Origin of the sequence: Phenylobacterium sp., from assembly GCF_031425575.1 — a bacterium.
GTDB lineage: Bacteria > Pseudomonadota > Alphaproteobacteria > Caulobacterales > Caulobacteraceae > Phenylobacterium.
This window is the reverse complement of sequence record NZ_JANPJP010000360.1, coordinates 1-23,544: the sequence shown is the minus strand read 5'-3', so window position 1 is coordinate 23,544 and position 23,544 is coordinate 1. Positions and strand designations below refer to the sequence as shown.

At 68.5% G+C, this 23,544-nt stretch carries 19 protein-coding genes and 2 pseudogenes; 11 read left to right on the top strand and 10 right to left on the bottom strand.

Annotated features, from left to right (window positions below):
• Positions 1-244 precede the first annotated feature (244 nt).
• Positions 245-1,411, bottom strand: coding sequence for an acetyl-CoA C-acyltransferase (locus RMO97_RS20305; protein ID WP_310542821.1), 1,167 nt, complete (start codon positions 1,409-1,411; stop codon positions 245-247).
• 148 nt (positions 1,412-1,559) lie between these two features.
• Between RMO97_RS20305 and RMO97_RS20300 the strand changes: the two genes are divergently transcribed.
• Complete coding sequence (locus tag RMO97_RS20300) at positions 1,560-2,591, top strand: peptidylprolyl isomerase (protein ID WP_310542820.1); 1,032 nt, start codon at positions 1,560-1,562, stop codon at positions 2,589-2,591.
• Positions 2,588-4,051: a bifunctional glutamate N-acetyltransferase/amino-acid acetyltransferase ArgJ gene (argJ, locus tag RMO97_RS20295; RefSeq protein WP_310542819.1), complete on the top strand. Its 1,464-nt coding sequence runs from the start codon at positions 2,588-2,590 to the stop codon at positions 4,049-4,051. Before RMO97_RS20300 ends, argJ begins: the two co-directional genes overlap by 4 nt.
• On the opposite strand, the gene RMO97_RS20290 is transcribed toward argJ, so the two are convergent.
• Positions 4,048-6,438, bottom strand: coding sequence for an EAL domain-containing protein (locus RMO97_RS20290; protein ID WP_310542818.1), 2,391 nt, complete (start codon positions 6,436-6,438; stop codon positions 4,048-4,050). The two genes, argJ and RMO97_RS20290, sit on opposite strands and share 4 nt — an antisense overlap.
• Positions 6,435-7,811: a FecR domain-containing protein gene (locus RMO97_RS20285; protein ID WP_310542817.1), complete on the bottom strand. Its 1,377-nt coding sequence runs from the start codon at positions 7,809-7,811 to the stop codon at positions 6,435-6,437. Before RMO97_RS20285 ends, RMO97_RS20290 begins: the two co-directional genes overlap by 4 nt.
• A 235-nt stretch (positions 7,812-8,046) precedes the next feature.
• Here RMO97_RS20285 and RMO97_RS20280 point away from each other — a divergent pair, with 235 nt between their 5' ends.
• From RMO97_RS20280 to RMO97_RS20270, 3 genes and pseudogenes are all read left to right on the top strand, one after another.
• A complete protein-coding gene (locus tag RMO97_RS20280; RefSeq protein ID WP_310542816.1) occupies positions 8,047-9,579 on the top strand; it encodes a POTRA domain-containing protein in 1,533 nt (510 codons plus the stop codon).
• 100 nt (positions 9,580-9,679) lie between these two features.
• Entirely contained in the window at positions 9,680-11,032 is a 1,353-nt protein-coding gene (locus RMO97_RS20275; RefSeq protein ID WP_310542815.1) for an LpqB family beta-propeller domain-containing protein, read from the top strand.
• A 12-nt stretch (positions 11,033-11,044) separates the two neighbouring features.
• Positions 11,045-11,599 (top strand): annotated as a pseudogene (locus tag RMO97_RS20270) (alpha/beta hydrolase family protein); the annotation flags it as partial.
• Between the two features lie 60 nt (positions 11,600-11,659).
• Here the strand turns inward: RMO97_RS20270 and RMO97_RS20265 are convergent.
• The 5 genes from RMO97_RS20265 to RMO97_RS20245 form a co-directional block, all read right to left on the bottom strand.
• Positions 11,660-13,120: a DEAD/DEAH box helicase gene (locus RMO97_RS20265; RefSeq protein WP_310542814.1), complete on the bottom strand. Its 1,461-nt coding sequence runs from the start codon at positions 13,118-13,120 to the stop codon at positions 11,660-11,662.
• A 310-nt stretch (positions 13,121-13,430) separates the two neighbouring features.
• A complete protein-coding gene (locus RMO97_RS20260) occupies positions 13,431-16,550 on the bottom strand; it encodes a glycoside hydrolase family 2 TIM barrel-domain containing protein (RefSeq protein WP_310542813.1) in 3,120 nt (1,039 codons plus the stop codon).
• Between the two features lie 50 nt (positions 16,551-16,600).
• The gene (locus tag RMO97_RS20255; RefSeq protein WP_310542812.1) at positions 16,601-17,641 is read right to left on the bottom strand and encodes an amidohydrolase family protein; all 1,041 of its coding nucleotides are present in this window, start codon (positions 17,639-17,641) and stop codon (positions 16,601-16,603) included.
• Positions 17,638-18,252, bottom strand: a complete 615-nt coding sequence (locus RMO97_RS20250; RefSeq protein WP_310542811.1) for a 2-hydroxychromene-2-carboxylate isomerase — start codon at positions 18,250-18,252, stop codon at positions 17,638-17,640. Before RMO97_RS20250 ends, RMO97_RS20255 begins: the two co-directional genes overlap by 4 nt.
• Positions 18,249-18,938 carry a glutathione binding-like protein gene (locus RMO97_RS20245; RefSeq protein ID WP_310542810.1) on the bottom strand — a complete coding sequence of 230 codons (690 nt, stop codon included), beginning with the start codon at positions 18,936-18,938 and terminating at the stop codon, positions 18,249-18,251. Before RMO97_RS20245 ends, RMO97_RS20250 begins: the two co-directional genes overlap by 4 nt.
• A gap of 180 nt (positions 18,939-19,118) precedes the next feature.
• Between RMO97_RS20245 and RMO97_RS20240 the strand changes: the two genes are divergently transcribed.
• The 4 genes from RMO97_RS20240 (at position 19,119) to RMO97_RS20225 (ending at position 21,328) form a co-directional block, all read left to right on the top strand.
• The gene (locus RMO97_RS20240) at positions 19,119-19,754 is read left to right on the top strand and encodes a VOC family protein (RefSeq protein WP_310542809.1); all 636 of its coding nucleotides are present in this window, start codon (positions 19,119-19,121) and stop codon (positions 19,752-19,754) included.
• A 36-nt stretch (positions 19,755-19,790) separates the two neighbouring features.
• On the top strand, positions 19,791-20,201 hold the full coding sequence (gene mutT, locus RMO97_RS20235) for an 8-oxo-dGTP diphosphatase MutT (protein ID WP_310542808.1): 411 nt from the start codon (positions 19,791-19,793) through the stop codon (positions 20,199-20,201).
• Complete coding sequence (locus tag RMO97_RS20230; RefSeq protein ID WP_310542807.1) at positions 20,117-20,359, top strand: Flp family type IVb pilin; 243 nt, start codon at positions 20,117-20,119, stop codon at positions 20,357-20,359. The genes mutT and RMO97_RS20230 overlap by 85 nt, the downstream gene beginning before the upstream one ends.
• A gap of 87 nt (positions 20,360-20,446) precedes the next feature.
• Positions 20,447-21,328: a kinase gene (locus RMO97_RS20225; protein ID WP_310542806.1), complete on the top strand. Its 882-nt coding sequence runs from the start codon at positions 20,447-20,449 to the stop codon at positions 21,326-21,328.
• Here RMO97_RS20225 and RMO97_RS20220 read toward each other — a convergent pair.
• Positions 21,294-22,031, bottom strand: a complete 738-nt coding sequence (locus RMO97_RS20220; protein ID WP_310542805.1) for a YafY family protein — start codon at positions 22,029-22,031, stop codon at positions 21,294-21,296. The two genes, RMO97_RS20225 and RMO97_RS20220, sit on opposite strands and share 35 nt — an antisense overlap.
• Positions 22,032-22,115: 84 nt before the next feature.
• Between RMO97_RS20220 and RMO97_RS20215 the strand changes: the two genes are divergently transcribed.
• Both RMO97_RS20215 and RMO97_RS20210 read left to right on the top strand, forming a co-directional pair.
• A complete protein-coding gene (locus RMO97_RS20215; RefSeq protein WP_310542804.1) occupies positions 22,116-22,676 on the top strand; it encodes a Tom37 metaxin N-terminal-like domain-containing protein in 561 nt (186 codons plus the stop codon).
• Between the two features lie 12 nt (positions 22,677-22,688).
• Positions 22,689-22,859 (top strand): annotated as a pseudogene (locus RMO97_RS20210) (glutathione S-transferase C-terminal domain-containing protein); the annotation flags it as partial.
• A 64-nt stretch (positions 22,860-22,923) separates the two neighbouring features.
• Here the strand turns inward: RMO97_RS20210 and RMO97_RS20205 are convergent.
• Positions 22,924-23,544, bottom strand: a 621-nt coding sequence (locus RMO97_RS20205) for a methyltransferase domain-containing protein (RefSeq protein WP_310542803.1), incomplete at its 5' end; no start/stop codon positions are given.

The window sequence follows — 23,544 nt, the reverse complement described above, 5'->3', positions numbered from 1 at the left end:
AGACTTAAGCAGCGCCCCACCAAGTGTCAACGCGGCTGGGGTGAGCAAGCCTAACGCTCAAGCTCGAGATTCGCCCAAAGAAAAGGCCCTCCCGGTGAGGGGAGGGCCGATCTCGTCGTTCAATTCGGCTTTCGAGGTCTAGTAAACTTCGAACAGGCCTGCGGCGCCCGCGGAAAAAGCGAAAGCGATTTCCGCCACCCGGAGTGATGGGGGGCCGCGGACGGGTTTTTCGAAGTCAGTAGACTTAGAACAAGCCAGCGGCGCCCATGCCGCCGCCGATGCACATGGACACGACGGCCCACTTGGCGTTCCGGCGCTTGCCTTCCTGCAGGACGTGGCCGGCGAGACGGGCGCCGGTCATGCCATAGGGGTGGCCGATGGCGATGGAGCCGCCGTTGACGTTGTACTTCTCAGGATCGATGCCGAGCTTATCGCGGGAATAGAGGCACTGGGAGGCGAAGGCCTCGTTCAGTTCCCACAGGTCGATGTCGTCGATCTTCAGGCCGTGGCGTTCCAGCAGGCGCGGGATCGCAAAGACCGGGCCGATGCCCATTTCGTCAGGCTCGCAGCCGGCCACGGCCCAACCCTTGAAGGCGCCCATGGGCGACAGGCCGGCCTTTTCGGCGGCCTTGGAGTCCATGATGACCACGGCGGCGGCGCCGTCCGACAGCTGGCTGGCGTTGCCGGCGGTGATGAACTTGTTGTCGCCTTCACGGACCGGCTTCAGCTTGGCCAGGCCTTCCAGGGTGGTGTCGGGACGGTTGCACTCGTCCTTATCGACCACGAAGTCGACGATGGACTCTTCCTTCGTCTCCTTGTTGACGACCTTCATCTTGGTCTTCAGGGCGACGATCTCGTCCTTGAACTTGCCGGCCTGCTGGGCGGCGGCCATGCGGCGCTGGGATTCCAGGCTGTACTCGTCCTGGGCTTCGCGGCTGACCTTGTAGCGCTCGGCCACGATGTCGGCGGTGTCGATCATCGGCATGAAGACGCCGGGATACTGTTGGAACAGGGCGGGGTCGTTGTTCTCACGCGAACCGCCGCCGCCGGGGAAGGACAGGCTCTCAACGCCGCCGGCCACGACCGCATCGGCGCCGTCGTTGCGCACGTAGTTGGCGGCCGTCGCGATGGTGTTCAGCCCCGAGGAGCAGAAGCGGTTTACGGTCACGCCGGAGGTGGTGATGGGCATGCCGGCCAGCAGGGCCACCTGGCGGCCGAGGTTGCCGGCGCCGTGGGCCACGTTGCCGATGACGCAGTCTTCGATCGCCGAGGCGTCGAGGCCGGACTTGGCCACCGCGTGCTTCACGGCGTGGGCGCCCATGGTCATGGTCGGGGTCATGTTGAAGCCCCCGCGACCCGACTTGGCGAGGCCCGTGCGGGCATAGGAAACGATTACGGCTTCACGCGTCATGAAATATATCCTCCCGGAAAATGGACCACGTCGGCCGGAATGTTTGGGGCCGCGCAGGTTAGATCGGCGGCAACCTTTGCATCCCGTGGCGTAAATGGCTAGGGACGGGCACTGCCTTCGGGCGATTTTCGACTTCGAGGTACGGTCGATGGCGTTGGGAAGTTTCACCCGCATTTCGCACCCGGTCCGCACGATGATTGTCGTGCTGGCGGCGACCCTGATGCTCGCTTCCTGCGGGAAGGGCCCTGGCGCGGAACATCCGCCCGAGCCCGGCGACGCCGCGGTGGCCAAGGTGGACGGCCGCACGGTGTGGGCCTCCGACGTCAAGCGCGAGGCGGTGGCCCAAGGCCTCATCGGCGAGGGAGAGCCCCTGGACGTTTCCTCCGACCTGTTCCGCCGGGTGATGGATGAGGTTGTGGATCAGAAGCTGCTGGCCAGCGAGGCGCTGAAGCGCAAGCTGGACAAGGACCCCGCCGCCCAGCGCCGCCTGGCCGCCGCCCGCGAGCGAATCCTGGGCGACATGCTGGTGGAGAGCACCGTCTCCGACGCCGTCAACGAGAACGCCATCCGCGGCCTCTATCAGGAGCAGCTGAAGCTCGCCAAACAGTCCGAAGAGCTCAAGGCCCGCCAGATCGTCCTGGCCAGCCTGGCCGAGGCCGACGCGGTCAAGAAGCTGCTGGCCACCGGCGCCTCCTTCGAGGCCCTGGCCATGGAACGCTCCACCGATGCGGCGACCCGCTTTAACGGCGGCGACCTCGGCTACTTCACCACCGACGTCATGCCCGAGGCCTATGACGCCAACCTCAAGGTGGCCAAGGCCGGCCAGATCGTCGGACCCTTCGAGGTGGACGGCGGCTGGGCCCTGGTGAAGGTCGAGGACCGCCGCCTGGAGCAGCCCATCACCCTGGAAGCCGCCCGGCCGCAGATCGTGCGCTTCCTGACCTATGATCAGGTTCGCGATCTGCTGGAGAAGCTGCGCGCCCGCTCCAAGATCCAGACCCTGATCCGGCCGCCCCAGGACGTGCCCGGCCAGCCCAAGGAGCCGGCCACCGCCCCGCCCGGAACGCCGGGCGCCGCGGCGGTCCCAGCGACCCCGCCCGCGGCCGGCGCCAAGCCTGTCCCCGCCACCCCCGCCGCCAAAAGCCCCGCCCCACCCGAAGCCAAGGCGGCCAAGCCATGACCCGTCCGCCCGCCAAGAAGCCTGCCGGCGAGTCATCGCCCGCCAAGCCGGCCGCCACTCCCAAGGCCGCGGGCAAGACGCCCGCCGCCATCGCCCTTGAGGTCGCCTCCAAGCCGGTGGAGGTGATGGGCCAGACCATCGAACGCGCCCGGGCGGCCTTGAAGCGCGCCGACAAGCAGCCCCAGGCCGACGCGCCCCCGGCCACTCCGGCGCCCGCCAAGGGCGTCCTGCCGGTCTCGCCCCTGGCCGTGCCGTTTCCGAAGATCCCGGCCATCGCCGGCGTGCAGATCGCCACCAGCCGGGCCGGCTTCTACAAGCACGAGCGCGAGGACCTGCTGGTGATGCGGTTCTCCAAGGGCACGTCCGCTGCGGGCGTCTTCACCCGTCACGGCATCGGCTCGGCGCCGGTGGACTGGTGCAAGAAGCATCTGGAGATGTCCAAGGGCGCCGATGCGCGGGCCCTGGTGGTCAACGCCGGCTGCGCCAACTCCTTCACCGGCAAGCCGGGCGCCGACGCGGTGCGCCGGGTGGCCTCGGCGGTGGCCAAGCGCTTCGACTGCCGCCAGCGCGACGTGATGGTGGCCTCCACCGGGGTGATCGGCGTGCTGCTGGATGACGCCAAGATCACCCAGCGCCTGCCCGACATCGAGGCCAGGCTCACCGACGATAACTGGGCCGGCGCCGCGCGGGCCATCATGACCACCGACACCTTCGCCAAGGGCGCCTATGCCGAGGCGATGATCGACGGCGAGAAGGTCAGGATCGCCGGCATCTGCAAGGGCTCGGGCATGATCGCGCCCGACATGGCCACCATGCTGGCCTTCGTGGCCACCGACGCCGCCATCTCTCCCACGGCTCTGCAGACGCTGGCCAGTCTCTACACGCGCACCACCTTCAACTGCGTCACCGTGGACGGTGACCGTTCCACCAACGACACCCTTCTGCTGTTCGCCACCGGGCAGTCCTCGGCGCCCAATATCAGCCGCGCCGGCGACAAGCGCCTGGCCGACTTCCGGGTCAAGCTGGAGTCGGTGCTGCTGGACCTGGCCCTGCAACTGGTCCGCGACGGTGAGGGCGCCAGCAAGTTCGTGAAGATCAACGTCACCGGCGCCGAAAGCCCGGCCTCGGCCCGCAAGATCGCCCGCACCATCGCCGAGAGTCCCCTGGTCAAGACCGCCTTCGCCGGCGAGGACGCCAACTGGGGCCGCATCGCCATGGCCATCGGCCGCGCCGACGAGCCGATCGATCGCGACCGTGTGAAGATCCAGTTCGGGCCCCTCATCGCCGCTCAGGACGGCCTCGTCTCGCCCACCTATGACGAGGACAAGATGAGCGCCTACATGAAGAACCAGGAGTTGGAGGTCAGTGTCGACGTTGGCGTCGGACGGGGCGCGGCGAGCGTCTGGACCTGCGACCTCACCAAGCAGTACGTCGCCATCAACGGCGACTACAGAAGCTAGCCTGCCGCCGCGAACCGGGGCGCTTCGCCCCAGCCCGCCAGGAACTCGGTGAGGTCGGCGAGCGCGACGGGGCGGCAGATCAGGTAGCCCTGGATGACGTCGCAGCCCAACAGGGTGAGCGCGGCCTGCACGTCCGGGGTCTCGACCCCTTCGGCCACGACGCTCATGCCCAGGCTATGGGCCAGGTCGATGGTGGATTTCAGGATCAGCCGGTCGCGCTGGCTCTCAGCCACAGCCGCCACCAGCGACTTGTCGATCTTGAGTTCGTCGGCGTCGAGCATCTTCAGGTAGGACAATGACGACAGTCCGACGCCATAGTCGTCGATGGAGACCTTCAGGCCCGCCGCGCGGAAAGCAGCGATGGAGGCTGTGGCGGCTGTGGGGTTCTCGATGACCGCGGTCTCGGTGATCTCCAAGCACAGGCCATGGTCGCGGCCCGCGACCTTCTCCCGGACATGGTCGCAGAAGCTCCGGTCGGCCAGCAGCCGCCCGGAGATGTTCACCGAGATGATCACGTTCTGACCCCCGGCCTTAAGGGCGGCCCGGTCGCGCAGGGCGCGGTCCAGGGTCCATTCGGTGAGTTCACGGATCGCGCCCGTCTCCTCGGCGATACCGATGAAGCTGTCGGGCGGGATTGGCCCGCGCACCGGGTGCCTCCAGCGCACAAGGGCCTCGACGCTATGCACCGCGCCATCTGTCAGGGTGAGCTTCGGCTGGTAGTGCAGGTTGAATTCGCCGGCGTGCAGGCCGCGGCGCATCTCGGTCATCAGGGCCAGGTTGAGCGAGGGATCGGCGTAGGTCTCGGCCTCGAAGGTCACCAGGCGGCGGTTCAGCCGCCGGGCCTCGTCCAGGGCCAGTGCGGCGTTCTCCAGCAGCCGTTCTGGGTCGTCCTCGGTGGCGGTGCGGTGCGACACGCCGAGCTTGATGAAGGCGTCGACCGGGTGGCCCTCCACTTCATGGCCCGGGTCCAGGGTCTCCAGTCTCTTGAGGTCGGCCAGCAGGGTGTGGGTGTCGGCGCGGTGCAGCACCAGCCCCAGCACCGAGGTCGAAAGGTGGGCGACCTGGCTGTCGCCACACACCGCCTGGAGCCGGGCGGCGACGCCACGGACCACCAGGTTGGAGAGGCTGTAGCCAACCGCCCCACGCATGGTGGGATAGCGGTCGATGCCGATGGCGACGACCGCCAGGACGCCCTCCGGGGCGCCCTGCATCCGCGAGACGACGTCAGCCAGCAAGGCGCGGCGGTTGGGCAGGCCGGTCTCCGGCTCGTGCAGCGCCTGGTGCAGCAGGCCCGCCTCACGCTCTTCGATGATCGAGCGGGCGCGGCGGGCGAGCTCGGCCTGCGTCGCCCACAGCAGGCACGCCAGCTGGGCGGCCACGAGCGGCGCCACCGATAGGCTCACGGGGGCCAGATTCTGCAGCAGGATGGGCAGGGTCAGCAAACCGACCCCGACCGCCACGTGGCGGCGTGACAACGACCCCCGGGCGGTCTCGCGGTTGGCGCGCAGGAAGAATATCAGCAGGCAGGCCAGGGCGAAGGTCATCCAGGCCGGCGGAGTCATGAGAGCCCTGCCGCTGGTCAGGTTCTCGAAAGCCAGCGCGTGCAGATAGACCCCGTTCACCGTGCCGGCCTGAGGGGTTGCGAATTCATCGCCAAGCTCCAGGGCTGTGGCCCCGATCAGGATGGACCGTCCCCGCACCAGACTTGCGTCGAACCGGTTGCGGTAGACATCCTCGAAGCTGAGGTGATCGATCTCGCCGACCCGCGCGGCATAGTCGATCAGGAAGGTGTCGCGCCGCTGCTGGGGGGTTTGCGCCAGGGATGCGCCCATCGAGGGGCGATAGGTCTCGTCCGCGCCGAAGCCGTAGGTGTAGCGGCGCACGCGTCCATCGGGGTCGATGGGGATGTTCACGCTTGCCAGCAGGGCTTCCGTCGAGAGACCGCGCAGCGGCGAGGTCTCCACGAGGCTGGTGCGGCCGTCCGCGCGCCGCACGGGCTGGACGAAGGTCGGCAGGATGACCGAGCCCGGCCGCGCGGCGACGGCGTCGGCCAGGGCCTTGTCGGTGGTGGCGGTCGAGTTGGCGCTGAAGTCGACATCGAAGGCCACCACCTTGGCGCCGGCGGCCTGCAGGTTGCCGATGGCGGTAGCGAAACGGTCCCGGCCCCACGGCCAGCGTCCGGCCGCCCGAAGACTCGGGACATCAATCTCGACGACGGTGATCTGGTGGCTGGGTGCGCGCTGCAGGGCGTGGAACCGCAGGGCGGCTAGGCCATCCTCAACGGGGCTGAGGGCGCCGCTCAGCATGGCCAACGCGACGCCGAGCGCCGCAGCGGCCAAGCCGACCTGCGACCGCAGTCGGTCGATCAGATGGCCCAGTCGGCTCACTTCGGAACGCGACCCTTGCCATTGCCGGTCACGCCTTCAGTCACCCCGCCAACGGTGTTGATCAAGCCTGTCACCAAGCCGTCGGAGCCGCCGTTTCCGTTGCCGTTGTTTCCGCCACCATTACCGCCGGAGCCGGCGTTTCCGGTCTCGGTCGAGGCGCCGCCGTTTCCGTTGCCATTGGCGTTGTTTCCGCCGCCATTGCCGTTGGATCCGGTGTTTCCGGTCTCAGCGGCCGCGCCGCCGTTCCCGTTGCCGTTGTTTCCACCACCATTGCCGTTGGAGCCGGCGTTTCCGGTCTCGGCGGCCGCGCCGCCGTTCCCGTTGCCGTTGTTTCCACCACCATTGCCGTTGGAGCCGACGTTTCCGGTCTCGGCGGCCGCGCCGCCGTTCCCATTGCCGTTTCCGTTGTTGCCGCCGCCATTGCCGTTGGAGCCGGTGTTTCCGGTCGCGCCGCCGCCGTTGCCATTGTTCCCATCGCCAGCGCCGTTGGCGCCCGGGTTCTCGGGCGGGCGACCGCCATTGCCAATACCGTTTCCGCCCGCACCGCCGGTCAGGGCCAGGCCACCCCCGGCTTCCGGACCATTCCCGCTTCCGGGGTTGGAGGCTTCAAGCTGGCGATCGTTCCGGGCGACCTCAATGGGGAGGGCCGCCGGCCCGACGCTCTCTGCCCCCATAGAGGCGCTGGCGGCGCCATTGCCCGAGGCGATCGCGCCCGCCTCGCTGGAGATCATCGTCGGTCCGCCGGAGTCCACCAGCCCGCCGGACACCGTCTTGTAGTCCAGGGGTTCGATCTTCACGGCCTCAGGCTCGCCGGCCGTGGGGGTCACGGTTCCGGTGACCTGCACCGACTGCGGCGCGTCCCGCGAGACCGCCCCGCTCGACCCCGCTCCGACGTCACTGCCGATATCCGAGCCGTTGGAGCGGACCTCCACCAGGCCTTCGGCGACATTCACCGCGTCCGACAGCGGCCCGACAACCACGGTGAAGGTGGTCCCCTTCACGATGGCGGCCAGCAGGGGGGTATCGACGCGGAAGTGCGGAGACTTCTGCTTGTCCACCTTGAACATCACCGCGCCCAGGTCCTGCATCACCCGGGTGAAGCCGCCGGCGTCCGGCGCCACGGTCATGCGGCTGTTGGGGCCGACGACAATCTGCTGCAACCCATTGTCCAGGGCCGCGCGGGCGCCGAGCGTGGTGGTGATGCTGGAACCCGTGGGCACCGTCTGATTCAGTCGCGCCGGGGCGGCTTCCGCCCCGGGGACGGTGATCCGCACGGTGCCGTTGACCTCCACCAGCCGCCAGGCGGCGGCTTGGGCCGAACCGGCGGCGAACGCGAGAACCGAACAGGCGAAAAACAGGGCGGTGCGGCGCATGGGTGACCCCAATCTGTGGACCGAAAAATTGTCGCTCGCGTCACAAATAACCTTGCTGTGGCTAAGCCTTTGCTAAGGCGAGAAAAAATACCGAATCGTTAGGATCTCGTTCACCATGTTGGTTCACCAACGGAGGTCGTGGTTCGAAGGTGCGCAAGGCGTGACGTGGGCTGGAGCAGAGGCGTGGCGCACGGCGGACTGGCCCGTCCGCGTCGCCATGCTTGTCGCCGCGGTCATGTTTTTCTCGCTGCCGGTTTTCGCCTGGCCACAGGATGAAGCGCCCTCGGAGGCCGCGTGCGGCCACCCTGACAGCGGCTGCTTCCAGCTCAACGCGGTCACCCTGGAAGGCCTCACGGTCTATAGGCCCGGCGAGTTGGCGGCCCTCTACCAAGCCTATCTCACCCGCGAGGTAAGCACCGCCGACCTGGTCGACATCGCCACGGCGATCACCGACCGGTACCGCGCCGACGGCTACTTCCTGTCCCGCGCCGTCGTGCCGCCGCAGGCTCCGGGCGCGGGCGTCGCGCGCATCCGCATCTATGAGGGCTACATCAGCGATGTGGCCTTGACCGGGGTCGGCGCGCCCGCTGCTTCCCCCTATCTCAAGGGCCTGTCAGACCTCCGCCCCCTGCGCCTCGCCGAGCTGGAACGCCGCCTGAGCCTGGCCGGCGATGAGCCGGGCGTGCAGATCAAGACCCAGCTGGAACCGGTGCTGGACGATCCGGCCCGCCACCGCCTGGTGGCCGTCGCCAGCCTGAAGCCCCTGGCCCTGAGCACCTATGTGGACAACCGGGGCCCGAAGACCAGCGGGCCCTGGCAGGCCTATGGCCGCGTGGCCAAGAACTCCGCCATCCGCCCTGGCGACCAGTTGGCCCTGGCGGTGCTCGCCGTGCCCAACGATCCGCGGGCCTTCACCTATGGCGAAGTGAGCTATTCCGCCCCCCTGGGCGACGGCGCGCGGGTGCGCGGCACAATCGGCATGGCCAAGGCCCGCGACGGCGCCAACACCATGTCCACCGACGTGGGCAGCGAGAGCCTGTCGGCGAGCGTCAGCTATCTGACGCCGCTGAAGCGCGACCGCCGGGTCAACGCCTGGACCCAGACCACCCTCCAGGCGCGGCACATCGAGCAGGACTGGACCGACACCGGCGGCTATGCCGACAACGTGGTCGTGCTGCGTGGGGCCCTCAACGCCGACGTGACCGTTCCCGGAGAGTCCAGCAACCTCTTCGCCCAGGTCTCGGCGGGCCAACGGGGCCAGCCCGGCGTCAAGCCCAACGAGGGCCTGTCGCGCGCCGACGCCTCACGCCAGTTCGTGAAGGTCAACCTCCACGGCTCGCACTATCGCGACCTCGGCCCCTGGGCGGGGCTCTTCCTCACGGCAGACGGCCAGTGGTCGCCGCACCGCCTTCTGTCGTCGGAGGAGTTCGTCGTCGGCGGCGCCCCCTATGGACGGGGCTACAACTACGCCGAAATCGGTGGCGACCAGGGCGTCGCGGCGTCGGCCGAGCTGCGCGCCGGCTTCAGCCCCAAGCGTGGTCCCTTCAGCTTTCTTCAGGGCTACGGCTTCCTCGACGCGGGCAAGGTCTGGAACCTCGAGCGCTCAGGCGCCGACGCGGACCTGGTCTCCACGGGCCTCGGCGTCCGCGCCCGCGTCGGTGACCGCGCCACCCTGACGGTCGAAGCCGCCCGCCCCCTGACCCGCACCCCCTACGACCGCCGCAAGAAGACCTGGCGGCCGTTCTTCGCGCTCTCGACGCGGTTCTAGCCGCGACAGCTCCACGCCAGGTTGAGACTCCGTCGGGGTTGGTGAATACTCCTCCCGGGGTGCGCGGCCGCTGAGCCGGGCAATGGGGAGTGGGGCGTTCATGCGGTTCCTGGCTTGTCTGGTGCTTGCCTTGGCGATGGTGTCGCCGGCGCATGCTGCGCCGCCGCTGGAGGCTTATGGTCGCCTGCCGGCCATCGACCTCGTCTCCCTGTCGCCGTCGGGCGCCCGCTTTGCTCTGGTGGCCCGCGATGGGGAAGAGCGAAAGGTCTTCGTCCGCCGGGCTGACGGGCAACCCGAGCTGGTGGCGCCTGTTGGCCAGAGCAAGGTTCGGTCACTCGCCTGGGGCGGGGACGACCATCTGATGGTCGGCATCTCTGGAACCGTCGGAGTGCCGGTCATGGGGATGCCAAAGCAAGAGTGGATGGGCATCGTGCACCTGGCCCTGCCCAAGGGCGCCAACTACAAGTTCTTCGGCAAGTCGAACACCTATATCGATGCGATCTTTGGCTGGTACGGCACGGCCAAGATCGATGGCAAGTGGTTCGCCTTCGTCGGCGGGATTCCCTTCGAGAAGACCCGCGTCACAAGCAGTGACGGGCTGTTGCATCCCAATCTTTATCGCATCGATCTCGACACCGGCGCAGCGCAGCTGGCGGCGCCTCTCGGGCCGGGAAAGCGGCGCTGGGTCGTCAGTTCGTCCGGGACAGTCGTCGGGACCTCAATCTATGACATCCGGGGCAGGACCTTCACCCTTCGAGGGCCGCAAGCCGGGGCGCCGCCCCTGCTCACCCAGACCAACCCCGGCAGTGAAACGATGCTGATAGGCGAGGGGCGCACACCGGGATCCCTTCTCCTGGCCGAGCGCACGGCCGCCGGACAGATCGCGCGGGAAATCCGGCCCGGCGGCTCGGCGGATGGCGAAATTCTGATGACCAACGTCGACGACGTTGAATCCCTCGTAGACCCGGACACTCGCCTGCTGATCGGATTGATCGGCCCTGATCAGGTTCGGCTATTCGATCCAGCCAAGCAGCGCCGCGTCGATGCCGCGCGCAAGGCCTTCCCCGGCGAGCGCACCACCCTTGTGGGTTTCGATTCGGGCTTCAATCGGATGGTCATGCTCACCGACGGGCAGCAAGACTCCGGCACCTACTGGCTGGTGGACATCGCCAAGAAGTCCGCCGTGCCCATCGGCTATGCGCACCCCGAGGTGAAGGCCGCCGATGTCGGACCCATGCGGATGGTGAGCTATAAGGCCGCCGACGGCCTGGCCATGGACGGGGTTCTCACCCTGCCGCCGGGGCGGGAGGCCAAGGGCCTGCCCCTGGTGGTTCTGCCGCACGGCGGACCCCTCGTCCCAGGGGACAAGGCGGGCTTTGACTGGTGGGCTCAGGCCTTCGCCTCAAGGGGCTATGCGGTGTTCCAGCCCAACTACCGCGGCACGGTCGGCTAGGGCGAGCCCTTCCGCCGCGCCGCCTACGGCGAGTTCGGCCGCAAGATGCAGACCGACATCTCCGACGGGGTCGCGGCGCTGGCCGCCGAGGGGATCGTCGATCCGAAGCGGGCCTGCATCGTCGGCGCCAGTTATGGCGGCTACGCGGCCCTCGCCGGCGTTACGGTTCAGCAGGGACTCTACCGCTGCGCGGCCTCGGTCGCTGGACCTACGGATATGCGCAAATTCATAATTTGGGTCCGCAGTCGTACCGGCCTGGACCAGCGGTCCGCTCGCTTCTGGAAGGAACTAAGCGGGGCGTCCGAGGGGCAGGACCTGGATCAGATCTCACCCGCCCGCCTCGCAGGCAGAGCCGATGCTCCGATCCTGCTGCTTCATGGGCGCGACGATACGGTTGTGCCCCAAGAGCAGAGCCTGGCGATGGAGAAGGCCCTGAAGCAGGCCGGCAAGAACGTGGAAATGGTCAACATGCCAGGTGAGGATCACTGGCTGTCGCGGGAGGCGACCCGCCAGCTCATGCTCGCCAGAACAGTGGCCTTCGTCGAGAAGCACAATCCGCCCCAATGAAAAAGCGCCCCGCCCGGTAGGGCGAGGCGCTCGATCTAACTCAAACTGTCAGGCCATCGACTAATCGATGGGGCTCCAGCGCTTGGCCGGGGCCGCGGCGGCGCCTTCGCGCTTGGGGCCCTTGAAGCCCGCCTGGCTGATGGGGGTGGTCGACGCGCGCTCGCCGCCCGTGCGGGCGCCGTGGGGGTGGCGATCACCGCCGTTACCGCCGCCGTGACCCTTGGCGGGACGGTTGCGCTGCGCGCGCAGGCCGCCCGGCAGGTCGCTGCGGTTCTGCGGCTTGCGGGCGCCGCCGGCGCCGTTGCGGTCGCCGCCGTGGTTCTTGCGGCCGGCCTCGGCCCGCTCGGCGGCCACTTCAGGCATGGCTTGCGTCATGACCATCAGGGCGCGATCGCCGCGGCGTTCCTCGGTGGGGATGTTCTGGCGCGTGACCTTCTGGATGTCGCGCAGCAGGTTACGTTCGTCGTCGGCGCAGAAGGCCACGGCCGAACCGCCGGCCCCGGCGCGAGCCGTACGGCCGATGCGGTGGACGTAGCTCTCCGGCACGTTGGGCAGTTCGTACTGCACGACGTGGCTGACGGCATCGACGTCGATGCCGCGGGCGGCGATGTCGGTGGCCACCAGGGCGCGGACCTCACCGGCCTTGAAGGCGGCCAGAGCGCGTTCCCGCTGGCCCTGGCTCTTGTCGCCATGGATGGCCGCGGCTTCGACGCCGGCGGCTTCCAGGGACTTGGCCACCCGGTCGGCGCCGCGCTTGGTGCGGGTGAAGACGATGACTCGCTTGAAGTTCTTTTCGGCGAACAGTTCGCAGAGCAGGGCGCGCTTGCGGGCCGTCTCCACGAAGATCACCTTCTGGTCGACCCGTTCCACGGTGGTGGCCTGCGGGGTGACCGAGACCTTCAGCGGGTTGGGGTTGAGCAGTTCGCCGGCCAGCTTGCCGATCTCGGTGGGCATGGTGGCGGAGAAGAACAGGTTCTGCCGCTCCTTGGGCAGGTACTTCACGATCCGGCGGATGGGCAGGATGAAGCCCATGTCCAGCATCTGGTCGGCCTCGTCGAGGACGAAGATCTCCACGCCGCCAAGCGTGATGGTCTTCTCGCCCAGGTGGTCGATCAGGCGGCCAGGCGTTGCCACCAGCACGTCGACGCCGCCGGCGAGCGCACGCATCTGGCCGCCGTACTTCACGCCGCCGAACACGACGGCGACGGAGACGCCCAGGTGCTTGCCATAGGCCTTGAAGCTCTCGCCGATCTGGGTGGCGAGTTCGCGGGTGGGGGAGAGCACCAGGACGCGGCAGCCGCGGCGCGGCGCGGGCTTACGGTCGGCGGCCAGGCGATGCAGAATCGGCAGGGCGAAGGCGGCGGTCTTGCCGGTGCCGGTCTGGGCGATGCCCAGCAGGTCCTTGCCGCTCATCACGCCGGGAATGGCCTGGGTCTGGATCGGGGTGGGGGTGGTGTAGCCTTCGTCGGCCAGGGCCTTCAGCAAGGGTTGGGCGAGGCCGAAGTCGGTGAACTTGGTCAAAACGTAAGTATCTTTCACATATGCGCCGAATGCGGCCGCTGGCCGGAGGGCCAGGGTCGCTGAGCGCGGGGTCATTTGTGGAAAGCCCCCGCGTGGCGGGGCGATCTATGCGATCTCTTTCGGCGCTCGACAGGCTGGGACCTTCGTAAATCCCATCACGCGGCTGGAGCGCCATAGCGCCGCGAATTGCTGCAGCGCGGGGCTGATATGCGCCGCGAAGTCCCCAAAGTCAACCGAATAAGGCCAAGCTCCTTCGCAGGTGCGGCGCCGAGCGACCTGTTCTCCTGTCCCGCAAGCGGGCGCGGAGAGATCAGCCCCGCGCCACCACGCCCGGGTCGTCCCCCGCCGCATAGGGCCGCATCTCGTAGGTCAGGACGTGCACCCCCGCGCCGATCTTGTAGCGGTCCAGGGTGTCGGGCCCGCAGCTCGCCGTGCCCAGGCCCCGCTGGCGGACATCCAGATTGACCAGGGTCTCAGGCCTCGGCGCCAGGTCGGTCGTGTGCTTGGCGGCGAACAGGTCCTCCGGCGCGAAGTGGCTGGCCGACCCCTCGCAGGTCCCTACAAACACCAGGCCGGCGTCGGCCCCCTCGACCGCCATCCAGCGCAGGTCAGTCCTGTTGCCGTGCTCCTGCGGCAGGACATAGGGCACGTATTGCGCGCTGACCGTGCTCTCGAACCGCCCGATCCAGCCGGCGGCCTTGCGGTCTACATAGGTGTCCCCAGGCCCACGCCCGAACCAGGTCAGACGCTCGAAGCCCTCGGGCAGGGCGAGCGTGATCCCCAGGCGCGGCAGGTCCGGCAGTTCGGCCGCCACCTCGAAGCGGTTGCTGACCGCCACCCGCCCGTCTGGCGTGATCCGGTAGTCCTGGCGATGGGTGATCGCCTCGGCGAGGTGGGCGCTGGTCCAGGCCTGGATGATGGTCACCACGACACTGCCCGTCGTCTCGGCGACCTCGATCTGCGCCGGCCCGGGGACCAGGGCGTCCAGCCCCGCCGCCAGCCACTTGCCCAGGGGCTTGGCGTCCTGGTTGGTCCAGCCCTTGATCCCGTCGTTATCGGTGGCGCCGCGCCAGACCTGCAGACGCGGCCCCGCCAGCACCAGGGCATGGTTGCGCCACAGGTAGCGCTCGAGGGTCCCGGAGCTCTTGGAGAAGATGAGTTCAAACCCCTCGCCCCCGACCCGCACCGTCTCCTCAGTCTGGATCAGCACTAGGGTGCCGGTCAGGCGCTCCGGCGGGGCGCTATCCTTCACCGGCAGGTTGACGGGCAGCTGAGCCCAGGCGACCTCGAGCCCCGCCGGCGCCCAGCGGGTCGCCTCGGCAGTTGCGAACCGCACCATCAAGAAGGCTTCCTGGCCGGCCTCGATCTCGGGCCTCGTCAGGTTGAGCGCCACGCTCTCCGTCGCCCCAGGCGCGGTCGGAAGCCTTGGCAGCGATCCGTCGGCCACCACCCGCCCGTCGATCTCCAGCGCCCAACTCCCGGTCAGGTCCTCGAGCGTCGTGAAGTCGCGCTTGTTGGTCACCGCCAGCCGCTCGCCGTCCCAGGCGACACCCACCGGCTGGGCCAGGGTCTTGAACTCCCACAGGGCCGGGTGCGGAATCCGGTCGGCGCCGACAATGCCGTCGCAGCAGAAGTTGAGGTCATTGGGCGTGTCGCCGAAGTCGCCGCCATAGGCCATGAATGGCCGCCCGTCGGCCGTCACCTGGGCGATGCCGTGGTCGACCCACTCCCAGATGAAGCCGCCCTGCAGGCCACGGTGGGTCTCGAAGGCCTCCCAATAGTCGCTGAGCGAGCCGTTGGAATTGCCCATGGCGTGGGAATATTCGCACAGGATCATCGGCCGCCGGTCGGCCGGATCGTCGGCCTGGGCCCAGGCCACGATGTTCTCGATGGGCGGATACATCGGGCAGACGATGTCGCTGGCCATCGCCCCCGGCGCACCACCGGCCTTGAAGCCGCCCAGGGCCGCGATGTGCTGCAGGGCGGCGCTCGGGTCCCAGCCCCAGATCGCGCCCTCATAGTGCAGGGGCCGCGAGGGGTCGTACTGGCGGATCCAGCCGGCCATGGCGTCGTGGTTGGGGCCGTAGCCGCTCTCGTTGCCTAGCGACCAAAGGATGATGCTGGGATGGTTCTTGTCCCGCTCCACCATCCGCAGGCTGCGCTCCAGGAACTGGCTGGCGTAGCGGGGATCGCGGCAGAGGCCGTGCAGGAAGTCGTGGCTCTCGATGTCGGCCTCGTCCACCAGATAGAGGCCGTACTCGTCGCAGAGCTCGTACCAGGCCTCGTGGTTGGGATAGTGGCTGGTGCGCACCGCGTTGACGTTGAACGCCTTCATCAGCAGCACGTCGGCCAGCATGTCCGCCCGCGTGATGGCCTTGCCCCGCGTGGGATGATGCTCGTGGCGGTTCATGCCGGCGATCATCACCGGCTTGCCGTTGATCAGCAGCTCGCGGTCGCCCAGCTCCACGCGGCGGAAGCCGACTCGGACGGAGGTGGCTTCCACCGCTGACCCGTCGCCCCGGTGCAGGGTGACCACCAAGGTGTAGAGGTTGGGTGTCTCCGACGACCACAGGCGCGGCGCGGGCACGACGCTCTCCAGGGTCACCTGGCCCAGGGCCGGGCGGTAGGGGCTGTGGCCCTTCACCGCCGACCAGACCTTCTTGCGCAGGGGCGCGTCGAGGACGGGCACGTCGCCGTCATAGAGCTGCGCCTCCACCTCCCAGCCGTTGTCAGGCTCGCCGGGGAAGCCCAGCTTGACGGTCATGCTGAGCGTGCCTGTGGCGTAGTCGTCCTCCAGCCCGGCGCGGGCGAAGACGTCGGCGATGTGGGTGGGCGCCGAGGCGATCAGCTCCACGTCGCGATGGATGCCACCCATCCACCACTGGTCCTGATCCTCGATGTAGCTGGCGTCCGACCACTTCACCACGGCGCAGGCCAGCAGGTTGCTCGCGCCCGGCGTCACGAAGGCGGTGACATCGAAGTCCTGCGGCAGGCGGCTGTCCTTGCCCATGCCGACCGCCTGGCCGTTCACCCAGACATAGAGCACGCTCTCGGCCGCCCCGATCCGCAGCACGATGCGCCGCCCGACCCAGTCGGCCGGGACTTCGAAGGTGGTGCGGTACAGCCCCGTCGGGTTCTCGTCGGGCACATTGGGCGCGGCCAAGGCGAAGGGCATCTGGACGTTGGTGTAGTGCGGCTTGTCGTGGCCGTGCATCGTCCAGTTGGACGGCACGGGCAGGGCGCTCCAGGCGGCGTCGTCGAAGTCGCGCGTGGCGAAGTCGGCCGGGATCGCCTCGGGGCGGTCTGACAGGATGAACTTCCAGTCGCCGTTCAGGGAGCGGACGAAGGGGGAGGGGCCGCGCGCCCGCGCACTCTCCGCATCGCCGTAGGGCGTGATGGTGGCGCGTGCCGGCAGGCGCCCGACGGACACGGTTTCCGGATGAACCCAGGTGCGCACCGCACCCTGAAACAGCAGGTCCCTCACAGGTCGAGCCGGTAGATCTTGGTGGCCGTGCCGGAGAACAGCGACGTCTTCTCCGCCGCCGAGGCGCCCTTGGTCAGCACCTTGAAGGCGTTCCACAGCACGTCGTAGTCGCAGCTGCCGATGTCGACCGGGAAGTTGCTCTCGAACATGCCGCGCTCGGGCCCGAAGGCCTCGATGCAGGTCTCGATATAGGGCTTCCACTCCGCGGCCAGGGCCCCCGACGAGGTCGGCGGGTCGGACATGAAGGAGGAAAAGCCGGGGAACACCATGGCCAGGCCCCCCAGCTTCACCGCCACATTGGGCAGTTCGGCCAGCTGCAGGATGTTCGCCTTCCAGATCGGGAACCGTTCTTCCCGCTTGCCGGCGTAGCTGGCGATGCCGAGTGGGGTGCCGACGTGGTCGAGGATGATCTGGGTGTCGGGGAAGGCGCGGGCCAGGTCGATCAGGTCGGGAAGCTGCGGCTCCAGCATCCAGGCGTCGAAGGACAGTCCCAGCGGCGCTAGCTCAGCAAAGCCTTCGCGGAACTTGGCCGACATGTAGAGGCCGCCCTCCTGCCGGGCCAGCGGCCCCAGGACATCCTTGTCGGGATCAGACGACGCGCTCTGGCGGATGCCCCGGAACCGTCCGCCGCCGACGGCGATATGGGCCTCCAGAACCTCGCGCACCGCGCCCCCGAGGTTACAGTTGGCGTGGCCGACGATACCGGCGCAGGCCAGGACATCGCCATAGAGCCCGCTGGCCGACATGGCTGCGACGCCGTTGACGAACTCGGTCTCCCCCACCGGCCGCATCGCCTCCGACGCGCTTCGCCGGTACATGGAGCCGCACTCCATGTAGACGGTGGCCTTGACGTTGTGGCCGCAGCTCATGTCGGCCAGCAGCTCGGGGAACAGATAGCGTGGCACGCGCCGGGTCACATGCTCGAAGCCGTGCTTGGGCGGGGGCAGGGCGGCCATCAGGGCCGCGGGCCGGTCCCACAGGTGGTGGTGCGGATCGATGATCGGCAGGTCGGGCTCAAGGATGGTCTCGCGGCTCATACTTTGTGGTCCTTGAGCGCCGCGACCGCGTCGGCGATCAGGGGCAGGCGGTCGTTGCCGAAGTACATGTCGGTGCGGTTCACGAAGATGGTCGGGGAGCCGAACCCGCCCCGGGCCACCACCTCCTCGGTGTTCAGCCGTAGCTGTTCCTTGACCGCTGGCTCGGCGATCCCGACCAGGAAGGCGGCGGGATCGACCCCAACGCCCTCGCAGACCGCCGCCAGCACCTCATCCTGCGAAATGTCCTGGTTCTCGCTCCAATAGGCCTTGAAGACCGCGTCGGCGAAGGCGACGAGCTTGCCTTGTGGCGCCAGCCAGATGCAGCCGCGCATGGCTTTCACGCTGTTCACCGGGAAGACCTTGGGCGGGAAGGCGATCCTGACGCCGGAGTGCCGCGCCCAGTCCTCCAGGTCCTTCTTCATGTAGCGCGCCTTGGCCGGCACCGGGGTCGCCCGCTGCTCATAGACCGAGGGGTTCACGGTGTTGAAGATGCCCCCCACCAGGATCGGCCGCCAGTCGATCTCCACCCCCAGCTCCTCCGCCATCGGCCGCAGGTTGTGGAATGCCAGATAGGTCCAGGGACTGGAGCAGTCGAAGAAGCACTCGATCATGTGGCGGCGATCCCAAAGAGGTTTTGCTTGGTCTGCGCGTCCATCTCGCCGGGCCGCGCCATCCGGCCCACGCCGGTGCCCGCCACCACGCCGGGCCGCGCCCGCACGGTGGCGAACCAGCGCTTGATGTTCGGATAGTCGTCCAGGGTGAAGCCCTGCGCCTTATGGGTGATCAGCCAGGGGAAGCAGGCCATGTCGGCGATGGAATAGTCGTCGCCGGCCACATAGGCGCCGGTCCGTCCCAGCTGGCCGTCCAGCACGCCGTACAGGCGCGCGGCCTCGCGCTCATAGCGGTCGATGGCGTAGGCGATCTTCTCCGGCGCATAGAGCTTGAAGTGGCCGTTCTGGCCTAGCATCGGCCCCAGCCCGCCGACCTGCCACATCAGCCACTGCATCACGGCAGACCGCCCCCGCACGTCGGCGGGCAGGAAGGCGCCGGCCTTCTCGGCCAGATAGACCAGGATGGCGCCGGTCTCGAAGATCGGGATGGGCGCCCCGCCGTCCGCCGGGTCCTTGTCGACGATGGCCGGGATGCGGTTGTTGGGGCTGAGCCTCAGAAAGTCCGGCGCAAACTGCTCGCCACGGCCCAGGTTCACCGGATGCACGGCATAGGGCAGGCCGCACTCCTCCAGCATGATGCTGATCTTCCAGCCGTTGGGCGTGGCGGCGTAGTAGAGGTCGATCACACGCGTCTCCCGGGCCTCTCAGGGGGCCTTGGGTCTAGACTACCCGCCTCGCCGCCCGGCGCCACTGCTTGACAGAAATTCGGTCCCGCCACAGCATCGGCCCGTTCCTGTAGGGCGCATCGGCCATGACGGCCGAAAGGGCATGGCCCGCCTACGAACCCCAATCGCAGGAACGCGCCCATGCTCCACCTCGACACCCTGAAGAAACACGCCAAGCAACTGGTCCGCTGGCATCGCGACGGCGACCCGACCGTCTGCGAGAAGATCCGTCTGGCCCTGCCACGCTACGCTCAGATGACCGACACCCAGATCCTGGCGGCCAGGTTCACCCTCGCCGAGGCCCAGGAGATCATCGCCCGCGACAACGGGTCGGAGACTTGGGCGGCCTTGAAGAGCGGCGCAGAGCCCGCCGAGGACACCACCCGCTGGGCCATGCCTCGCCCGGTCCTGGGGATCAGCGAGCCGACCCTGTTTGTCTCCGATGTCACGGCCACCGTCGCCTTCTTCGAGACGGTGCTGGGGTTCAAGGTGGCCTATCTCTACGGCGACCCGCCCTTCTACGGCATGGTCCTGCGCGACGGCGCCCGCATCAACCTCCGCTATGTCGGCGAGCCGGTCTTCGCGCCGGACGTGCGCGAACGCCAAGGCCTGATGGGCGCCGCGATCAGCGTTGAAAACCCCAAGGCCCTCTATCTCGAGTTCAAGGCCGCCGGCGCCAGCTTCTACCAGGACTTCCGCAAGCGGCCCTGGGGCTCCCAAGGTTTCGCGGTCCGCGACCCCGACGGCAACCTGATCGACTTCGGCGGCCTGCGCTGACTTGCAATTCCAATTCATCCCCGCGATGCAGGCGCCATGGCCGATCCCAAACCCATGGTGCTTGTCGCCGCCGCCGCCCTGATCGACTCAGACGGCCGCGTGCTGATCGCCCAGCGGCCGGAGGGCAAGTCGCTCGCCGGCCTCTGGGAGTTTCCCGGCGGCAAGCTCGAGCCCGGCGAGACCCCGGAAGCGTGCCTGATCCGCGAGCTGGAGGAGGAGCTGGGTATCAGCGTGACCCAGGCCTGCCTGGCCCCCTTCGTCTTCGCCAGCCACAGTTACGATTCCTTTCACCTCATGATGCCACTCTACCTGTGCCGTCGATGGGATGGCGTGATCACGGCCAGGGAGCACGCGGCGCTGGCATGGGTGAAACCCTCAAGACTCGGCGACTATCCGATGCCGCCGGCCGATGCGCCGCTGGTGGCGTGGCTGCGCGATCTCATCTGATCCGGTTCCTGCGGGACGAGCGCGGCGCCACCATGATCGAGTACGCGATCCTGGCCGGCGTCCTGGGCATGGCGGTGGTGGCCGCCATCGGCGCCTTCCAGACCGTGCTGTTCGACCTGATGAACAAGGCCGCGACCGCCATCGAGGCGGCCATCTAACCACCACCGCTCACCCAGGCGACCCGTAGGGTCGCTGGGAGGAGCGGATTGGGGACATGTCGGCCCGGCCTGATCTAGGCTGGTCCCATGGACGCTTGGCTTTCCGACTTCATCGCCGCCGAGGGCTTGCCCGCGGACTTCGCCCGGAGCGCTCTGGCGGTCTGCGCGCCGCTCGCCGCCCGCATCGTCGCCGAACCCCGCAAGCCGGGTTTCGTGGTGGGCCTTTGCGGGAGTCAGGCCAGCGGCAAGTCCACCCTGACCGCCGTCCTGCGGCGGATGCTGGAGGACAGGGGTCTCAAGGTGGCCTCCCTCTCGCTGGACGACCTCTATCTGACCCGGGCCCAGCGCCGGGATCTGGCGCGCGGGGTCCATCCTCTGCTGGCCACGCGCGGCGTGCCGGGAACCCATGATGTGGCCCTGGGCCTGGCGGTGCTCGATGGCCTGGCCAGCCCCGGCGAGACCCTGCTGCCCGCCTTCGACAAGGCGGCCGACGACCGACGGCCCCAGGGCGCGCCTGTCGCCGGGCCGGTGGACGTGATCCTGTTGGAGGGCTGGTGCGTCGGCGCGGTTCCGCAGGCCGATGTCTCGGCGCCCATCAACGCCCTGGAGCGCGACCGTGACCCCGACGGCCGCTGGCGGACCTTCGTCAATGACGCCCTGGCCGGCCCCTATCAGGACCTCTTCGCCCGCATCGATCTGCTGGTCCTGCTGAAGGCGCCCAGCTTCGACGTCGTCCTGGCCTGGCGCCAGGAGCAGGAGGCCAAGCTGCGCGCTCGCCTGACTCGCGAAGGCGGCGACCTGAAACGCGCCATGACCCATGCGCAGGTCGCCGACTTCATCGCCCACTACGAACGCCTCACTCGCCACATCCTGGCCGAGATGCCGGGTCGGGCCGATGTGGTGGTGGCGCTGGATCAGCAGCGGCGGTCGCAGGCTATGGCCGCTCGCCCGCCGCGTCCCGCGCCTTGAACGTCTCGATCTCCTCGCAGCGCCGCTCCTCCATCACCCTGCGCCACTTGGCCCTAAGGACCGCGGGGCGTTCGGGATAGCGGTCCTCCAGGAACTCGGCGCCGGTCACCCGGTCAGCGCGGAAGGAGCGGAAGTCCTGGCGCATCTCGCACCAGGCCATCAGCATCCGGACGGTGTCGTGATAGCCGATGGTCACTGGCCAGATGGTGCGCTGGCTGTCGCGCCCCTGCTCGTCCTTGTAGTGGATGGCGATCTTGCGGCCCGCATGGATCTGGGCGCGGACCTGGGCCATGTCGATGGCGTCGGGCTGAAGCTTCCACGACCTGGCGGCGCCCAGGGAGGGCGCGTCGATATAGGGACGCAGACGTTCGGGAATGGCGGCGCTGATCTTGGCGATCAGGTCCTGGGCGGCGATGGCGAGCGCCGCGTCCCCCCGGCTGGCCACCCACTGGGCGCCCAGCACGGCGGCCTCGATCTCGTCGGGGGTCAGCATCAGGGGCGGCAGGTCATAGCCCTGGTCCAGCACATAGCCGATGCCCGCCTCGCCCCGCACCGGCACCCGCTGGGCCATCAGGTCGGCGACGTCGCGATAGACCGTGCGCTTGGAGGTCTCCAGCTCCTCGGCCAACGCATCGGCGGTCACCGGCCGGCGCGAGCGGCGCAGGATCTGGATGATCTGGAACAGGCGGTCGGCGCGTCTCATCGGACCAAAGCTCCACTGTTGCCGCCACTACGCTGGCAGCAGGATGGCAATAGAACCGGGGCCAACGCAACCGGAGAAACGCGAATGACCAAGCTGATCACCCTCTACGCCTGTGGCGAAGGCTTCGGCCTGCCGGAAGTCAGTCCCTATGTGACCAAGAGCGAGATCCACCTGCGGATGGCCGGCGTGCCCTATGTGAAGGTCCAGGGCTGGCGCGAGGACTCGCCGAAAGGCCAGCTGCCCTACATCGAGGACGCCAGCGAGAAGATCGCCGACTCCACCTTTATCCGCGGCCACATCGAGGCGCGCTACGGGGTGGATCTGGACGCGGGGCTGACCACGGTGGAGCGCGCCCAGGCCTGGGCCATCGAGCGGATGTGCGAGAACCACCTGGCCTGGACCTCCGGCTACTTCCGCTTCCTGCTGCCGGAGAACTTCGAGAAGGGTCCGGCCCACTGGTTCGACACCGCGCCGGAAACCGCGCGGCCGGTGCTGAAGGCGCAGCTGCTGGAGGCGGTCTCGGCCAATATCCGCGCCGTCGGCGTCGGCCGTCATTCCGAGGCCGAGATCCTGGCGCTCGCCGCTCGCTCCCTGATGGCCTTGGACGCCCTGCTCGCTGACAAGGCCTTCATGATGGGGGATTAGCCCACCAGCGTCGACGCCTTCGTCTTCGCGACCCTGGCCGGGATCCTGACGCCCTTCTTCGACTCGCCCCTGCGCCGCCGGGCCGAGCGGTTCCCGCGCCTGGTCTGCTACACCGCCCGGATGATGGCCCGCTTCTACCCGGACTTCGCCTGGGCCGAGGCTGACGAGGCGATCGCGGCCTGAAAGTCGTTAGGTGACCGAACCAGTTTTAGGGGTCGCCGGAACAACTTCACCTGGCGCCTAAAGTTTAGTCCTCATCCCTCGGCAGCGGCTGTTCGATCGTCCCCAGGGCGTCGGCCAGCCGCATCTTGGCGCTGCCGGGCTTCAGGGGCTGCTGCTGGCTGGCGTCCGGGGTCCAGCCGGTCAGCGTCAGGATCTCGAAGGTGGCGGGGACCCGGCCGTCCGGCTCGGCGAACCGCTCGACATAGAGCTCCATGGCCCGGGCCAGCACGGTCTTGGTCAAGGCCTTGGGATGGCGATCTGCCAGCACGCTGGTCTCCCCCATGGCCCGCAGGTCGGCCAGCAGCTTGATGGGGTGGGCGTAGCGGACCGTCACCCGGTCCACGTCGGCGACGGGCAAGGCGAAGCCGGATCGCTGGAGAAGTCCTGCGGCATCGTAGGCGTCGGCGAAGGGGGAGATGCGGCTGGCGGCGCCGCCGGTCAGCTCGATCTCCGCCGACAACAGGGAGGCCCTAAGCTCGGTCAGGGTCGCCCCGCCGAACATCGAGCCGATGAACAGGCCGTCCGGCTTCAGGGCCCGGCGGATCTGGATCAGGGCGCCCACCACGTCATTGGTCCAGTGCAGGGCGAGCGTCGAGACCACCAGGTCCAGCGACCCGAAGGCGAAGGGCAGGCGCTCCTCGTCGGC

Bases quoted from the DNA above. Each gene is read 5' to 3' on its own strand.
- RMO97_RS20230 (WP_310542807.1), top strand. From the start codon at position 20,117: ATGGGTGAAACCCTCAAGACTCGGCGACTATCCGATGCCGCCGGCCGA.
- RMO97_RS20305 (WP_310542821.1), bottom strand. From the start codon at position 1,411: ATGACGCGTGAAGCCGTAATCGTTTCCTATGCCCGCACGGGCCTCGCC.
- RMO97_RS20215 (WP_310542804.1), top strand. From the start codon at position 22,116: ATGACCAAGCTGATCACCCTCTACGCCTGTGGCGAAGGCTTCGGCCTG.
- RMO97_RS20225 (WP_310542806.1), top strand. From the start codon at position 20,447: ATGGACGCTTGGCTTTCCGACTTCATCGCCGCCGAGGGCTTGCCCGCG.
- RMO97_RS20255 (WP_310542812.1), bottom strand. From the start codon at position 17,641: ATGAGCCGCGAGACCATCCTTGAGCCCGACCTGCCGATCATCGATCCG.
- RMO97_RS20285 (WP_310542817.1), bottom strand. From the start codon at position 7,811: ATGCGCCGCACCGCCCTGTTTTTCGCCTGTTCGGTTCTCGCGTTCGCC.
- mutT (WP_310542808.1), top strand. From the start codon at position 19,791: ATGGCCGATCCCAAACCCATGGTGCTTGTCGCCGCCGCCGCCCTGATC.
- RMO97_RS20280 (WP_310542816.1), top strand. From the start codon at position 8,047: ATGTTTTTCTCGCTGCCGGTTTTCGCCTGGCCACAGGATGAAGCGCCC.
- argJ (WP_310542819.1), top strand. From the start codon at position 2,588: ATGACCCGTCCGCCCGCCAAGAAGCCTGCCGGCGAGTCATCGCCCGCC.
- RMO97_RS20240 (WP_310542809.1), top strand. From the start codon at position 19,119: ATGCTCCACCTCGACACCCTGAAGAAACACGCCAAGCAACTGGTCCGC.
- RMO97_RS20275 (WP_310542815.1), top strand. From the start codon at position 9,680: ATGCGGTTCCTGGCTTGTCTGGTGCTTGCCTTGGCGATGGTGTCGCCG.
- RMO97_RS20300 (WP_310542820.1), top strand. From the start codon at position 1,560: ATGGCGTTGGGAAGTTTCACCCGCATTTCGCACCCGGTCCGCACGATG.
- RMO97_RS20250 (WP_310542811.1), bottom strand. From the start codon at position 18,252: ATGATCGAGTGCTTCTTCGACTGCTCCAGTCCCTGGACCTATCTGGCA.
- RMO97_RS20220 (WP_310542805.1), bottom strand. From the start codon at position 22,031: ATGAGACGCGCCGACCGCCTGTTCCAGATCATCCAGATCCTGCGCCGC.